The organism is uncultured Psychroserpens sp. (genome assembly GCF_947500255.1).
GTDB lineage: Bacteria > Bacteroidota > Bacteroidia > Flavobacteriales > Flavobacteriaceae > Psychroserpens.
The window spans coordinates 26,083-42,242 of sequence record NZ_CANMRL010000004.1 but is presented as its reverse complement, the minus strand read 5'-3'; the positions used below and the strand labels follow the sequence as shown (position 1 = coordinate 42,242).

The 16,160-nt window shown below is 32.8% G+C and carries 14 protein-coding genes; 9 read left to right on the top strand and 5 right to left on the bottom strand.

Annotated elements, in window-relative coordinates; translation table 11 throughout:
* Positions 1 to 56: 56 nt before the first annotated feature.
* The 5 genes from Q0783_RS12215 to Q0783_RS12195 are packed head-to-tail and all read left to right on the top strand — an operon-like array spanning position 57 to position 5,542.
* A complete protein-coding gene (locus Q0783_RS12215; RefSeq protein WP_298895537.1) occupies positions 57 to 902 on the top strand; it encodes a GNAT family N-acetyltransferase in 846 nt (281 codons plus the stop codon).
* Positions 895 to 1,998, top strand: coding sequence for a DegT/DnrJ/EryC1/StrS family aminotransferase (locus Q0783_RS12210; protein ID WP_298895535.1), 1,104 nt, complete (start codon positions 895 to 897; stop codon positions 1,996 to 1,998). Before Q0783_RS12215 ends, Q0783_RS12210 begins: the two co-directional genes overlap by 8 nt.
* Positions 1,999 to 3,303, top strand: coding sequence for an O-antigen translocase (locus tag Q0783_RS12205; RefSeq protein WP_298895533.1), 1,305 nt, complete (start codon positions 1,999 to 2,001; stop codon positions 3,301 to 3,303).
* Between the two features lie 9 nt (positions 3,304 to 3,312).
* Positions 3,313 to 4,800, top strand: a complete 1,488-nt coding sequence (locus tag Q0783_RS12200) for an oligosaccharide flippase family protein (protein ID WP_298895531.1) — start codon at positions 3,313 to 3,315, stop codon at positions 4,798 to 4,800.
* Between the two features lie 34 nt (positions 4,801 to 4,834).
* Positions 4,835 to 5,542 carry a transferase gene (locus tag Q0783_RS12195; protein ID WP_298895529.1) on the top strand — a complete coding sequence of 236 codons (708 nt, stop codon included), beginning with the start codon at positions 4,835 to 4,837 and terminating at the stop codon, positions 5,540 to 5,542.
* Here Q0783_RS12195 and Q0783_RS12190 read toward each other — a convergent pair.
* Together Q0783_RS12190 and Q0783_RS12185 are read right to left on the bottom strand one after the other, a co-directional pair.
* The gene (locus Q0783_RS12190) at positions 5,539 to 6,015 is read right to left on the bottom strand and encodes a DapH/DapD/GlmU-related protein (RefSeq protein WP_298761906.1); all 477 of its coding nucleotides are present in this window, start codon (positions 6,013 to 6,015) and stop codon (positions 5,539 to 5,541) included. The two genes, Q0783_RS12195 and Q0783_RS12190, sit on opposite strands and share 4 nt — an antisense overlap.
* Positions 6,016 to 6,024: 9 nt before the next feature.
* On the bottom strand, positions 6,025 to 7,176 hold the full coding sequence (locus Q0783_RS12185) for a glycosyltransferase (protein WP_298895527.1): 1,152 nt from the start codon (positions 7,174 to 7,176) through the stop codon (positions 6,025 to 6,027).
* Positions 7,177 to 7,211: 35 nt separating this feature from the next.
* Between Q0783_RS12185 and Q0783_RS12180 the strand changes: the two genes are divergently transcribed.
* Both Q0783_RS12180 and Q0783_RS12175 read left to right on the top strand, forming a co-directional pair.
* Positions 7,212 to 8,321 (top strand): glycosyltransferase, encoded by a 1,110-nt coding sequence (locus Q0783_RS12180; protein ID WP_298895525.1) that lies wholly within the window; start codon positions 7,212 to 7,214, stop codon positions 8,319 to 8,321.
* Positions 8,318 to 8,725, top strand: coding sequence for an FdtA/QdtA family cupin domain-containing protein (locus tag Q0783_RS12175; protein ID WP_298895522.1), 408 nt, complete (start codon positions 8,318 to 8,320; stop codon positions 8,723 to 8,725). The genes Q0783_RS12180 and Q0783_RS12175 overlap by 4 nt, the downstream gene beginning before the upstream one ends.
* Here Q0783_RS12175 and Q0783_RS12170 read toward each other — a convergent pair.
* Entirely contained in the window at positions 8,710 to 9,633 is a 924-nt protein-coding gene (locus tag Q0783_RS12170; protein ID WP_298895520.1) for a glycosyltransferase family 2 protein, read from the bottom strand. The two genes, Q0783_RS12175 and Q0783_RS12170, sit on opposite strands and share 16 nt — an antisense overlap.
* The gene (locus Q0783_RS12165; protein WP_298895519.1) at positions 9,633 to 10,520 is read right to left on the bottom strand and encodes a glycosyltransferase family 2 protein; all 888 of its coding nucleotides are present in this window, start codon (positions 10,518 to 10,520) and stop codon (positions 9,633 to 9,635) included. Before Q0783_RS12165 ends, Q0783_RS12170 begins: the two co-directional genes overlap by 1 nt.
* A 90-nt stretch (positions 10,521 to 10,610) precedes the next feature.
* Between Q0783_RS12165 and Q0783_RS12160 the strand changes: the two genes are divergently transcribed.
* A complete protein-coding gene (locus Q0783_RS12160; RefSeq protein WP_298895516.1) occupies positions 10,611 to 12,233 on the top strand; it encodes a hypothetical protein in 1,623 nt (540 codons plus the stop codon).
* Here Q0783_RS12160 and Q0783_RS12155 read toward each other — a convergent pair.
* Positions 12,230 to 12,913 carry an ATP-binding cassette domain-containing protein gene (locus Q0783_RS12155; protein ID WP_298761914.1) on the bottom strand — a complete coding sequence of 228 codons (684 nt, stop codon included), beginning with the start codon at positions 12,911 to 12,913 and terminating at the stop codon, positions 12,230 to 12,232. The two genes, Q0783_RS12160 and Q0783_RS12155, sit on opposite strands and share 4 nt — an antisense overlap.
* 220 nt (positions 12,914 to 13,133) lie before the next feature.
* On the opposite strand from Q0783_RS12155, the gene Q0783_RS12150 reads away from it, so the two are divergent.
* Positions 13,134 to 16,157 (top strand): tetratricopeptide repeat protein, encoded by a 3,024-nt coding sequence (locus Q0783_RS12150; protein ID WP_298895514.1) that lies wholly within the window; start codon positions 13,134 to 13,136, stop codon positions 16,155 to 16,157.
* Positions 16,158 to 16,160: the final 3 nt, after the last annotated feature.

Here is a 16,160-nt window from a genome sequence, read left to right as displayed (position 1 = left end):
GGAACGCTTTTGTTTTTAGTTCTGAAACAACTACTTTTTTGTTTCATCGTGACTTTATGGAGTATCATCAAGATCGTTTTGATGATTTCTCTTTGTTGATTTTTGACAACAATAAACTTTTAGCTGTTTTCCCTGCGAATATGTCAAATGATGTCGTGTATTCGCATCAAGGGTTAACCTATGGAGGACTTATTTTTAAAAGAGACCTTGATACCAATCAAAAAGATGAGATATGTGCTGAAGTTATTCATTATTTAAAAACTCAAAAGGTGAAATCTCTAATTGTTAAACCTCTGCCAGAATTTTATAATTCTAAAACAGAGGAGGTAAGTAACTTTTGGCAAAGCCATAGTAATGTGATAAAGCAGCATCTTATTTTAGCGATTGATTATAATTCAGACTTCAAGATTCACAAAACAAAACTTAAACGGTTTAATAAATTAAAATCTAACGGATTCATTATCAAAGAAAACCCTGAAGAATTGAGAGTATTTTGGAATGAGATTCTCGTCAATCGCCTAAATGACAAACACAACGCTAAACCAGTACATAGCTTAACCGAAATAGAATACTTGAACAGCAAATTTAAGCAAGAAATACGTCAGTACAATATCTATCGTGATGATGAGGTATTAGCTGGAATTACCATTTTTAAAAAGGGTGACGTTGTAAAATCTCAATATGGAATGGCTTCTACTATTGGTGAAAAATTAAATGCCTTGGATATACTTTTTGTATATTTAATATACCTATTTCAAGATGAGGGGTTGAACTATTTTTCGATGGGAACAGTTAATGATAATTCAGAACGGGGTTATAGCGAAGGTATGCTAAAGCAGAAACAGGAACTGGGTTGTCGTATATTTACACAAGATATATGGAAAATAGACATTAATGATTAAATTTTTAGACTTAAATAAAATCAATGCTAGATATGAGGACGTATTTTTATCTCGATTTAAAACGTTTTTAGATTCTGGGTATTACATAAAAGGTTCTGAAGTAAAACAGTTTGAAAAACAGTTCGCGGCCTATTGTGGTACGCAGTACTGTATTGGTGTAGGTAATGGTTTAGATGCACTTACGTTAATCTTTAAAGCCTATATAGACCTAGGTAAATTAAATAAAGGGGATGAGGTTATTGTGCCAGCAAATACCTATATCGCGTCAATTTTATCCCTAATTAACACAGGTTTAAAGCCTGTTTTTGTTGAACCAGATGAAGCTACATTTAATATAGATCCTTCAGAAATAGAAAAGCATATTTCTGTAAGGACTAAAGCCATTTTGGCTGTTCACTTGTATGGGCAGTTGGCAGATATGACCGCAATAAATGCTATAGCCAAAATTCATGATTTACTGGTTGTGGAGGACGCTGCTCAAGCTCATGGAGCTTTATCAATTTCAGAAGGAAAAAAAGCCGGAAATCTCTCTCATGCTGCTGCTTTTAGCTTTTACCCAACTAAAAATCTTGGAGCCCTCGGTGATGCAGGGGCAGTAACGACAAATGATACAGAGTTGGCACATTATATTTCCTTATTACATAACTATGGAAGTTCAAAAAAATACGTGAATGAAACCATAGGTATCAATAGTCGATTAGATGAATTACAAGCTGCTTTTTTAAATGTTAAGTTAACTGATCTTGATGAAGACAATAAAATCAGACAAGGTATAGCAAAACGTTATTTAGAGGGTGTTACGAATGCGAAAATCAAGTTGCCATTTTATGATCTATCTGCCAATCACGTGTTCCATGTATTTGTTATTCGCGTACAAAATAGAGAGGATTTCATAGACTATTTAAATAAGAAACATATAGGGTATTTAATTCACTATCCTATAGCACCTCACCACCAAAAAGCTTTATTGCCATTTAAATCTTTATATTTGCCGTTAACAGAGGCCATTCATGAGACTGTGGTGAGTATACCAATGAGTCCAGTAATGACAAATGATGAGATTGAAACAATTGTTAATGCCCTAAACCTTTATTAATTGAAAAACTTAATAAAATACATTAATACTAATGTATTGTTTAAAGTTGCGCATCTTAACTCGGCAACTATTGTTACCAAGATCATAGCTGGCATTTTAACATCAAAAGCTATAGCTATTTTTATTGGTGTAGAAGGAATGGCGCTTATTGGAAACCTTAGAAACTTTCTAAGTGCAGCACAATCAGTATCTATTTTAGGATTTTATAATGGTGTTGTTAAGACTATAGCTAAGTTTAAAGAAGACAGTGTTAAGCTAAGTCAAACCTTATCAACAGCATATTATCTGTGCTTTTTTTCAACGATACTCGTATCGTTTCTCACGTATTATAATGCACAATATGTAAACGATTTCTTGTTTTCTTCTAATTATAATTTTGCATACATCATAAAAATAATGGCTTTAGCATTGCCATTTTATGCATTAAATATGATGAGTTTTTCAATAATGAATGGGTTTTCTAATTATAAAATGTTACTCATTATAAATATTATTGGTCAAATTTTAGGCTTACTAATCACTTTACTTTTAATCTACCAAAATCATATTGATGGCGCTCTAATTGCTGCTGTCGTTGCGCCTTCGTTAATATTTCTAATTACTCTTGTTGGAATTATGAATCGAAGAAATTTGATGACTTATATCAAAGCAGATCATATAAGCTTTACCATTTTGAAATCGTTTGGTCCATATGCAGCAATGGCATTAGTATCTGCTATTGCTTTGCCAATTATTTCAATTTACATTCGTAATTATATTATAGCTGAAGTTGGTATTAAAGAAGCCGGTTATTGGGAAGCGATGAATAGAATATCTGATTATTATTTGATGTTCATTACTTCAATTATTACGCTCTATATAGTGCCTAGGTTTAGCGAGATAGACAGTAAAAAAGAATTTAGAAAGGAAGTATTTGGATTTTATAAATCGGTGATGCCTATTTTTGGATTAGGCTTAGTCTTACTTTATTTTTTAAAACCATTCATAGTGCCACTTATTTTTTCTGATGAATTCAAACCTGTAGAAAATCTATTCTTTTGGCAACTTCTTGGTGATTTTGTAAAAGTGTTGTCTATTGTTATCGCTTATCAATTCTTAGCTAAGAAAATGTTTACCCACTTTATCATAATTGAAGTGTTCCTTGTAGTAATGCTATACATATCTAGTATCTATCTTATTGATGTTTTTGGTGTTGAAGGAGCAGTTATTGGCCATTTTTTAAGCTATTTAATGCACTTTGGAATTGTATTGCTTATTTTTGGTTCATCCCTATTTGGGATAATTACTGAAAGTTCTAAAGAGTGATAACAGGTAATGCCTAAACATAATAGCGATTATACGAATATTTTAAAATCTACTTCTCTCTTTGGAGCAGTGCAAGTATTTAATATTTTAATTTCTATCGTTCGTTCTAAAGTCGTAGCACTTTGGATAGGACCTGCAGGTATGGGAATTATCGGTCTTTTATCTTCGACATTGAAAGTCGTTGGAGAAGTCACCCGATTAGGCTTAGATACTACAGCCGTTCGTGAAATAGCTTTATCTGATAATCAAGATGATCAGAATAAAGTATCTGAGGTTGTTGCTACGATTCGAAAAGTAGTTTGGTTTACAGGGCTGCTAGGTGTTGTTATAACTATTGTCCTTTCTCCGTTTTTAAGTCAGTTAGCATTTGATAATTATGAGTACACTATCGGATTTATATGGATCTCTTTATCTCTACTATTTAATCAATTGTCATCAGGGCAGTTAGCATTACTCCAAGGATTTAGGAAACTAAAATTGTTGGCCAAAGCTAATCTCCTCGGAAATTTTCTTGCACTATTAGTAAGTCTTCCACTATATTATTTTTTTAGATTGGATGCCATCGTTCCAGTAATCATTATCTCATCTCTTGTGAGTTTGATTGTTAGTTGGATATATTCCAATAGTCTAAAATTTAAAACATTAAAACTAACAAATAAGGAAGCCTTTTCAAAAGCAAAAGACATGCTTAATTTAGGACTCATGTTGAGTTTAAGAGGATCTATAACTTTAATTACTGCTTACATTTTTCAAGTGTACTTGAGTAAAGTTGGTGGTATAGATGAAGTGGGGTATTATGTAGCAGGTTTTATGATTATAAATGCTTATGTAGGAATGATTTTTAATGCGATGCAAACAGATTATTTTCCAAAGTTATCGGGAATTATTTCGTCTGAAGAAAAAATCAATACAACCGTTAGTCAACAAGCCGTTATAGGTATTTTGCTTATAGGACCATTAATTGTAGTGTTCTTATCGTTTTTACCAATACTGGTAAGGTTGTTATACTCAAAAGAGTTTTTGGTGATTATAGGCTTTATTTCTTGGGCAATTTTAGGAATATTGTTTAAAACCCTATCTTGGTCAATGGGATATGTGATTTTAGCAAAAGGAGACTCAAAGTTGTTTATTAAAACAGCTGTTTTTTTTAATTCTTTAATGCTGTTTCTCAATATCGTAGGCTATTATTTTTATGGATTAGAAGGTTTAGGAGTTAGTTTTTTGGTATACTATATTGTGCATTTCATTGGATTAAAAATGATTACAAATAAGTTTTATAAATTAGAACTCAATTCCGAAGTATGGTCAGTATTTGTTGTCATTTTATTATTGGCAATAGCAGTATTTGCAGCGACTTATATAACTTCAGATTTGTATAGATATAGTGTTTGTGGTGTGCTAACTTTTGTTACAGTAGTATATTCGTATGCTCAGCTAAACAAAAGAGTTAATTTTCAAGCATTAAAAGAACGGATTTTTAATAAAAACAATAAATAACGATTTAGAATTGATTAGAACGGTGCTTAATAAATTGAAATTTTCATTATCGATTAATTGGTACAAAACCCTGTATTTCAATTTTAAGATGTTGCCATTCAATCAAGCTAAAAAGCTGCCATTTTATTTCTTCGGAAAAGTTAAATTTTCAAGCTTGACTGGAACTGTGAAAATAGAGGCTCCTATAAAAAGGGGAATGATAGGTTTTGGACAGAGATTTGAACAAATGACCAAGGCAAAGGGGATAGCCGAAATAATCTTGGATGGAACACTTGTGTTTAAAGGCCATGCGCATTTTGGAAAAGATGTGTTTTTAGCAATTAAAAAAGATGCTTATTGCGAATTTGGATTCATGGGCTGTTTGGGTTCAGATGTAAAATTATTGTGTACACAAAAAATTAGTATCGGAAATTGGACAGGCATTGGTTATGAGTCTCAAGTTGTTGACACTAATTCTCATCCTATGATCAATAGCAAAACAGGCGAGGCGTACCCAATTTCTGGACCAATACAATTAGGAGACTATAATGCGGTCTCTAATCGAGTGTCTATAATGCCAAATACCAAAACACCTAATCACTGTGTTATTGCCTCAAACAGTTTGTGTAACAAAGATTATACAGACTTGGGTAGTGAGGTTTTAATAGGAGGTGTTCCTGCTAAACTTATTAAAAGAGATTTTACTAGAGATTGGGAATCTGAAAAAGAGAACCTTATGTTTTATAAAAGGGTTAAACTTTAAACCTTTCTTTGGAATTTGGCGGGATTACCAAACCACACCTCGTCATTCGGTATATTTTTATTTACATAAGACAATGCACCCAAAATACAATTATCTCCTATGCTTATGCCGTGGTGAATAACACAATTTGTACCTATAAATACATTTTTTCCAATATCAGCACCGCCAATTTGTTCCTTATTGGTATTTAAGTTATTAGTCATTACTCTCGGACAAATATAACTGTGATCACCAATTTTTAAACCTCTGGCAAGAATACTATCATAGCGCACAATAACATGGTCACCAATCCAATTATCGCCAGAAGAACTAACTCTAGAATCAATCAAACAATTTTTGCCAATAACAGTGCCTTTTCTAAGTTCCACATAACTTTTGATAACGGTGTTATCTCCAATAACGACGTCGTCTTCAATGACACAATATGGACCAATTTCCACATTTTTTCCTATAGTTGCTTTATCTGAAATCATCTGCCAAATTCAATTTTTTGAAATTCTTTGTGTCCAAAGGGTAACATATTCATGAGCAATATTAATATAATTATGCTTGTCTTCTATAAATCGCCTAGCATTTTTTGAAATTATACCAATTTGTTCTGGATTATTAATTAACCATTCCAATTGTTCAACTAGGCTTTGAATCTCAGGTTCAGCATTAATAACTACAGTGTTTTTTTTCAAATTGTAGTATTCTAACCATTCTTGTTCGGCACCAGTAAATACGACCTTTCCAGCAGCCATAGCTTCAAGAGCGTTATAACCTTGGTCGTATGCATAGACCATATCCAGTAAGATGTGAGCCTTTTTATAATGATTTAAATAATCGCTGTATGGAATATTTCTAGTTGTAATAATGTTTACCTTATTGGCATAGTTTTTTGAAATAATGTCAAGAGCTTTTTCAAAGATGTCATTGCCTTTCTTGTAATAATTATCGGTATTGATCCCATGAAAAATCACAATCTTGTCGTCTATTGGGTTGTCAATCTTCACTATTTTTTCAGTATTAACTGGGTTTGGAATAAAACCTAAATACTGTGCATGATGTTCCAAAGGAAGATGGTAATCCATGTCAGATGCAATAACACCTTGAATGTTTTTATAGATATATGTATGTAAATTAACATAGGATTCCTCCATATATTTTAGCACAGGAAAAAAAGCTTTTTTCGATACTTTATTCTCAAAAAAAGGAGTGAGAACAGAGTATTTAAACTTTTTAGCAAAAGCGTATTGCACGCTTGGGAAATCACAACCACATGATAGTAGAAAAACAGATTTATTATTCTGAAATATAAACTCTAGAAGTCTTTTTTCCACTGAAGGAACAGTTTTAAAGGCATTTTCATTAATGAGCTGAACAATATCATAACCGACAAGATGGGGTTTATTAGTCTCAAATTGTTGACGTATTGCCAATGAGTTTAAATCTATCTTAAATAGCTTGTAAACCAATCTTTTAATGAATTTACCAAAGCCTCTTTTGTACTTATTCTTAATTTTAATATCAACGGGATAATCCTTAAAGCCGTCGCCATCTGCAATAAGAGTAACGTCATGTCCAATAGCTGTCAACCCCTCCTTTAAAGAGTTGTGCAATCTACTGTATTCGCCAATAAGAAGAATCTTCATTTATATTAGTACATTTGTTTCAAAGATAGTTTTTAATGGTAAAAACCAATAAAAAAAAGATTTGTATTGTAGTTTCATCATTATCTAAAGGAGGCGCAGAACGTTCGACTGCAATTTTATCACAAATGCTAGCTGCCTTAGAACATGATATTCACATTATCACAATACTGGATGGTGTAGATTATGATCATGCCGGAACAGTATACAACTTAGGTGAAATAAAAAAACAAAATGACACCTTTTTTGGTAGGTTAAACCGTTTCCGTCTTTTCAAAGCATATGTGTCAAAGCATAATTTCGACTTGATTATAGATAATAGAGCTAGAATAATTGCTTACAGAGAAGTTTTACTGTCTAAGGTGATATATCGTGGTGTTCCTGTTATCTATGTTATTCATAATTACAATACAAAAAAAGCATTTACAAAATATAAATGGTTGAATAAGTGGTTGTTCAAAAACCAATATATGACAGTGGTTTCTGAAGCTGCGCGCAAAAAATTTAAAAAGAAATTTGATTTAAAAGATATTCGTACTATCTACAATGGTTTCAATTTTCATGATATCAAGATGTCAGCAAATGAAACAATTTCAGTAGAAATCCCTGAGCATTTTATTGTGTTTTTTGGACGAATTGATGACAAACATAAAAATCTGAAATTGCTTTTAGATGCCTATGCGCAATCTAGGCTTAAAAAGCACGATGTGAAATTATTGATTTTAGGAAATGGTCCTGATATGGATAGTATACAAGCTTATGCGAATCAATTAGAACTTTCAGAAAGCACTATATTTATGGGATATATAAATAACCCTTATCCTTATGTGAAAAAAGCTAAATTTGCAACCTTGACTAGTAGATTTGAAGGATTTCCTATGGTTATACCAGAGAGTTTGTCATTGGGTGTTCCTGTGGTTTCAGTAGATTGTAACTCTGGGCCTAACGAAGTTATCAAAACTGGTTACAATGGTATGTTAGTAGAAAACTATAATGCTACTAAACTATCAGATGCTTTTAATAAAATGATAGAAGACGATGAGTTTTATAATACTTGTGCTTCTAATGCGAGCTTAAGTGTGCAAAAGTTTTCACAAGATAAAGTGAAGCAATCATGGGATGAATTAATAAATGAGATATGTCAATGACCAATTTAAACGAAATTAAATTAATAGATATTCCTAAAATCACTGATCCTAGAGGGAATCTTGCAGTTATTGAAAAAGATACTATTCCTTATGCTATTAAGAGGGTTTACTATCTTTATGATGTGCCTAGCGACGCTTATAGAGGCGGACATGCTCATAAAGAACAACAGGAATTTTTAATAGCATTAAGTGGAAGTTTTGAAGTTGTTCTTGATGATGGGGTAAATAAGAAAAAAGTAATGCTTAATAAACCTGATAAAGGACTGTTAATACCCACTGGTATATGGAGGGAGTTGGAGAATTTTTCATCAGGTGCAGTATGCCTAGTCTTAGCTTCTGACGATTTTGAAGAACAGGATTATATTAGAAACTATAAAGATTTTAAAGCCTACAAAGATTTATAATACACTTTTTTACCATTCAAACTTTTGATGTTGAGAAGTACATTCAAAACCCATTTTGGTAATAGTAATAACACATTTTGTTTCCAGGAGAGGTTCTTAGTGTCGATATTGTTCTTGTAATAATTATACGCCTGTTTATCGTTGTACAATTTGCTAAAAATTGCCAGCGTATATCTATTTCGATCCAGATATTTTTTTAGATGGATATTCTCTTTTTCTTCCTCGTAATATTTGTTGTGTTTAGGTTTATCATTAACATTGAAAGTCGTATTCGATAAACTTTTATCATTATAGACATAATAGACAAGAAGCTTATTTATGAATACAACGGGATAATGCAACCCTATTCTAATCCACAAATCAGTATCCTGACCAGATTTGATGCTTACATCAAAATTACCAGTCGTGTCTAAAACGGTCGTATTAAAAACAGTACTAGAGCCAGATAGTATGGCATGTTTTTTACTGGCCTCAAAGAAATCTAAAACTAGTACGTCATCATAGGTTTTAAAGCTGTATGGAACCGGAACTATATTATCGTCGTATTTATGCGCAATAGCACATGAGAATACAGATTGTTTTGGATGATTTTTTATGGCATTACCAATGTGCTCTAGAAATGTACTGTCCCAAATGTCGTCACCATCTAAAAGTGCAATAAATTGACCCTTAGCGACGCTCATTCCTTTATTTCTAGCTTCGGATGCGCCAAGATTATCTTGGTTAATAACAGTAATTCTAGAATCTTGAAATTGATGTATTAAATCTAAACTGTTGTCGGTAGAGCCATCATTCACAATGATTATTTCAAAATCATCATAGGTTTGATCTAGTACAGAATTAATGGTGTTAGAAATGTACTTCTCTTTATTATAAACCGAAATGATAACAGAAAAAAAGGGAGTCATTAGTTTGAATCTTGATAGCAAATGTAACTCAATTTATATAATTGAAGCATAAGCATACTTGGTTTTTTACTCAGTAAATTGGATGCAAAACGACCTTTAAATTTTTTGAATATCCAAGAAAAAAGAACATTCAGCTTCCATTGTTTTATTGTTCTAAACACAACAACTAAACTGTTTTCTGTAGTATTGATTAACCCTTGATTATCCAATTTCAACAAGGTGTCTACAGATTGTTCTACTTTATTTAAATAGGAAGCATTGGATTCTAAACCTAAGTGAAATACCTCATTGTCAATATGAAATATATTTGACTTTTCGGTTTTTAAAAGCGATCCAAAATAGTTATCATAACCATAGCCTTTGTAAGTGATTTTTGAATTGATGTTCTTAAACACTGATTTTTTTATCAGGAAATTTGCCGAAATAGTAATCTTATAAGGCTTCTTGTTTCTAATATCTGCTTTTACTTGCTCTTTAGATCTTCCATAAGTCCAACGCAATAAAAAGTCTGTTTGAGGTACTTCTTTGTTGTAAGCAAAGCCGCCATAAACAGCATCGTAATCGGAAGTCAAATACGCCAAGTAACTAGATACAAATGCGTCTGAAGTTGGCAATACATCAGCATCCAAAAATAAGAGCCAATCAAATGAGGCTTGTGCTGCCAATGCATGTCGTGTAGCCACTCTTCCCTTATTACTGGATGATACATGGTAAGAGGTATGTGCAAGTTGTTGTATTTCAGAATTAATAGAACCTATTTCCGCTTTAGAGCAATCATCAACACAAATGATCTCGAAGCTAATTTGTGCAGACATCAGTTGGTCGTGAAGTGTATTCACGAGTCCTCTAACATCATAATTATAAACAGGGATAAGTACAGATAGCATGCTAAGATCTTATTATCCAAAAATACACTTTTTATGGTATTAACTATTTTGAATGTCTATTTTTGGTACAGTAATTGGAAATACTAGTTTATGATACAACGATTACTCTATATTTTGTTATTCTTAGTTGGGCTTTCTCTAAATGCACAACAGGAATTTCATGTCTTTCCTAAAGATCATAAAGAAACACCTGGTACAGCCAATGGAACTGGTGCAATAGATGATCCATGGGATCTTCAAACCGCTTTAAAACAAAAGCCTAAAAATGTTAATGCTGGTGATATTATTTGGTTGCATGAAGGCATTTATAATGGAAAATTTGTGAGTACACTTAGATGTTTAGAACCTAATAAATATATTACAGTTTCTGCTTACAAAAATGATAAGGTTGTTCTCAACGGAAATGTGAGTTCTAATAAGAGGCATGTGCTTGAAGTACGCGGACAACAAGTTATTTATAAAAATTTCGACATTACGTGTTTGGGAGATTTCTCAAGAAATGGGGAGGATCCAGACTTTGTGCGTATTAATGGGTTAGAGCATTCCATTGGTGAAGATTGTCAGTTTATAAACCTAAAAATCTACAATAATCCAGGTCTTGGCGTTGGCTCATGGAAACATACAGGTGGTACTATTTTTAACGGTTGCTTGATTTATAATAATGGCTATATGTACAGAGGAAAAGGTGTTGGAGAAGGTGTGTACACCCAAAATAATAGTGAGAAAACGAGAGTGTTTGAAAATTGTATCATTTTCAATAATTATTATAAGGGCATTGAGGTATGGTCGGCCAATAAAAGGGCTAAGGTAGAATACGTCAAAAATTATCAGTTGAGAAGTAACGTCTTTTTTAATAATGGTTCACCTGCTGGTAGAACTAAAGATAATTTGATTGTGGCTTCTGGTGATAGAAATGGGATTAACATTGCAAAAAACATCAAGGTGTTAAATAATATTTTGTATCACAATACTAATGTGGCTAATGCTCAAGTTGCTGGTGATGGTGCATCCTTAACACTAGGATTTCATAAAAATGCACCTATTGAAAATGTGACAGTGAAAAACAACATTATTATTGGGAGAAATAACGGACTCCGAATTTTACATGCAAAATCATTAACCTTCGAAAATAATAAAGTGTATTGTGGTTATGTACATATGCAACCTTCAGTTTTAGAACATATATCGAAATGGAAGTTGAAAAAGAACACCTATTATACTAAAAACAATACAGGGTTTAGGATTTTAAAACATGAAGATTATGATTTAAAAAAGTGGCAATCAAATTTTGGTTTAGACGGAAATAGTAAATCTAAAAATATCGAGCAGTTTGATATGAAAACTGTCAGAAGTCTTGTGAGATTTAAACACCGTGAAAACGCGTTTAAAGTTGTGGTACTTGAAAAAGAAGGAGAATCTGTTTTGGTCGATTTCTCAAAAACTGGTCTGGCAGCTGGAATGGTCTACACTATTTATGATGTTGAAAACTTAAGTTCGGTTCTAAGTACAGGGACACTTTCCGAAGACCTTAAAGTGACGCTTCCAATGCAACAGACTGCATTTGAAAAACCGCTTCACAATACTAAAGCAAATAAAACCTTATCTAATTTTGGCGTGTTCATAGTCGAATTTGAAACACAGGAGATCGTAGAAGCATCTACCAAAAAAAAAGATAATGCTTTTAAAAGATTTTTTAAGTGGTTAGGATTTTAGCCTTTACGCTGTACAACTTCAAACACTTTGTTTTCGTCGCACTTTAACGTCTTACTTGGATATTTCAGTAATAAGGCATAATCGTGAGTGGCCATTAAAATAGTATTTCCATTCTTATTAATGTCAAGTAATACTTCCATGACTTCGATACTTGTTTGAGGATCTAAATTACCTGTAGGCTCATCGGCTAGAATCAATTCTGGATCATTTAATAATGCCCTAGCAATAGCAATACGTTGCTGTTCTCCTCCTGATAATTCATGCGGAAATTTAAAGCCCTTGGTTTTCATAGCTACTTTATCTAAAACAGCTTCAATACGTTCTTGTATTTCAGTCTTGTCTTTCCATCCTGTAGCTTTTAAAACAAATTCAAGATTACCATTGATGGTACGATCAGGTAACAATTTAAAATCCTGAAAAACAATACCCAATTTTCGTCTTAAAAATGGAATGTCTTTTTCTTGCATTGTTCTCAAATTGTAATCTACAATGTGACCTTCACCTTCAGTAAGTTCTAAATCGCCATAAAGCGTTTTCATGAAACTACTTTTTCCACTTCCTGTTTTACCAATAAGATAAACAAAATCCCCTTTATTCATTTCAAAATTCACATCAGATAATACCATGCTATCCCCTTGGTAGATAGATGCATTTTTGAGTTGTAAAACAGTTTCAGACATAATGTTTGGTGACGATTTAATAGAAATGTAAATGTATTATAAAAACTAGCAACTACCAATAGCCAAAAACTAAATTCTAAATGGCTTTAGATAAAACGTAAAGTGTAACAGAATCTTGCCTAAACAGTCTATTTAATAAGTCCGTGTATAATTATAGCACGATTGTTGCGTTATAGGTAGGAGATAAATTATCTTTGACATCAATTAAAAATCGAACTTAATGACTTTCAGAAAAATAAGTTTTGTACTTAGCTTTTTGTTACTGGCTTCTTATTTGCAAGCCCAGCAAACAGCTGCATATACTAGTGATCTAGTCGACTATCAAAAAGCACTCACACTCTATAATAATAAGCAGTATCAAGCAGCTCAATCTATGTTTGAAGCTATAAAAAATGATGCGCCAAATGAAACTGTAGAGTCAGAATGTGCCTATTATATTGCCAACTGTGCAGTGCGTTTAAATCAGAAAAATGCTGATGATCTTATTCAGGAATTTGTGGATAATTATCCAACGAGTACCAAAAGGAATACGGCATTTTTAGATGTGGCCGATTACTATTTCACAAATGAAAAGTATGCGTATGCTCGAAAATGGTATGATAAAGTAGATGAAAATAGTGTGTCGCGTTCCGAACGTGATAAATTTAATTTTAATTATGGTTATGCTTTGTATTCTACAGGTGACGAAACAGGAGCCAATAAGTATTTAAACCGAGTAATCACATCAAAAAAATACGGCTCACAGGCAAAATATTATATCGGTTTTATGGCTTATGAAGGCGACGACTATGACAAGGCCAATGAGTACTTTGATCAAGTTAGTGATCAAGAAAAATACAAAGAGAAGCTATCGTATTATCAAGCCGATTTAAATTTTAAACTAGGTAAATTTGAGAAGGCCATTACCTTAGCCAAAGCACAATTAGATAATAGTAGCCCGAAGGAAAAATCGGAACTGTCTAAAATTATAGGTGAGAGTCATTTCAACTTAGAACAGTATACCCAAGCTATTCCGTATTTAAAAGACTATAAAGGAAGACGTGGCAAATGGAATAATGTCGATTATTACCAGTTGGGTTATGCTTATTATAAGCAAGACGACTTTGAAAGTGCCATTTCGGAGTTCAATAAAATTATTGGAGGTGACAATAGCGTAGCACAAAATGCTTACTATCATTTGGGTGAGAGCTATATTAATTTAGATAAAAAGCAAGAGGCCTTAAATGCTTTTAGAAACGCTTCTCAAATGGATTATGATTTGAAGATCCAAGAGGATGCATGGCTAAACTATGCTAAGATTAGCTACGAGATTGGTAACCCTTATCAGTCGGTTCCACAAGTACTAACAAGTTATCTAGATAAGTACCCAGAGACGAGTTATAAAGAAGAAATAGAAACCTTATTGATAGATTCTTACATCACTTCTAGAAACTATAAGGAAGCTATAAAACTCTTAGAAAATAAACGAAGTTTTGAAAATCGTGTGGCTTATCAAAAAGTAGCATTTTACAGAGGTATTGAGGTATATAACGAGGGGAATTATAACGAAGCAAAAACTTTATTTAATAAATCAATAGATGAAGCTAAAGATCCTGTTTTTACAACAAGAGCAACATTTTGGAAAGCTGAAACAGATTACCATTTGAATAATTTTGATGAGGCGCTTATCGGTTTTAAACAATTCATGTTGCAAAGTGGGGCAGAAAATGTAAATGAAATTAATAATATCGATTATAACATCGCCTATACCTATTTTAAACTTAAAGATTATAATCAGGCTACAGCGAGCTTTCAAAAGTTTATTGCTAACCATAAAGATGATAAGCTACGCTTAAATGATGCTTATCTAAGACTTGGCGATGGGCATTTTGTGTCTACCAATTATAATAAAGCTATAGCTGCTTATGATAGAGCCATTGGGATTAACGAAATAGAAGGAGATTATGCCTCTTTTCAAAAGACAATGAGTTATGGTTATGTTGGTCAAGGCTCTAAAAAAATTCAAGGGTTACAATCGTTTATCGATGATTTTCCTAGATCTTCCTTACGAGATGACGCCATGTATGAGCTAGCAAATTCGTATGTAAAATCAAATGAAACAGATAAGGCGATGACGATGTATGAACGACTTATATCAGAATATAGAACAAGTGTTTTTATCTCTAAAGCCTTGTTACGTCAAGGGTTATCGTACTACAATGCTAATGACAATGAACGTGCCTTGCGTAAATTAAAAAAAGTAGCCAATAATTATCCATCTACAGGTGAAGCTAATCAAGCCGTTTCAACCGCACGACTCATCTATATTGATCTTGGTCGTGTTGACGAATATGCTGCTTGGGTTAAAACCTTGGATTATGTTGATGTTACAGATGCAGAGTTAGATAATACGGCCTATTTAGCTGCAGAGAAGCAGTATTTAGATAATAATACCGATGGTGCAATTCGTCAGTTTAATAAATATTTGAATGAATTTCCAAATGGAATACATGCGTTAAAATCACATTTTTATGTTGCCGAATTGTATTCGAAAAAGGAATTACCTGAGAATGCCAGATCACACTATGAATATGTGGTGAATAAACAAAAAGGTGAATTTACGGAGCAATCGATAGTAAAATTATCTGAGATCTATTTAAACGCATCAGATTGGGATAGAGCCATTCCGTTACTTAAACAATTAGAATCAGATGCCGACTATCCTCAAAATATCACTTATGCGCAATCTAATTTGATGAATGCTTACTATCAAAGAGAGAACTACACTGAAGCTGTTAACTATGCTGAAAAAGTACTCCAGAATTCAAAAATCGACAATAAAGTAAAGAGTGATGCGCAGATTATTATTGCGCGTTCGGCCATAAAAACAGGAGACGAAAACAAAGCTAAAGATGCTTATGCTAAAGTTGAAAAAATAGCTACCGGAGTTGTAGCTGCCGAAGCCTTGTATTACAATGCTTATTTCAAACACAAAGAAGGAAAATTCCAATCGTCCAATACAACGGTTCAAAAATTAGCCAGAGATTATAGCAGTTATAAATACTATAGTGCAAAAGGATTAGTTGTAATGGCAAAAAACTATGATGCTTTAGGAGATGCTTTTCAAGCGACCTATATTTTAGAAAGTGTCATTACCAACTTTGCCGAATTTGATGATGTAGTTGACGATGCTAAAGAAGAATTGAATAGAATTAAAGCCGAAGAAGCCAAGACAAATGCCTCTGTCGAATCCGAACAAAATTAGAAC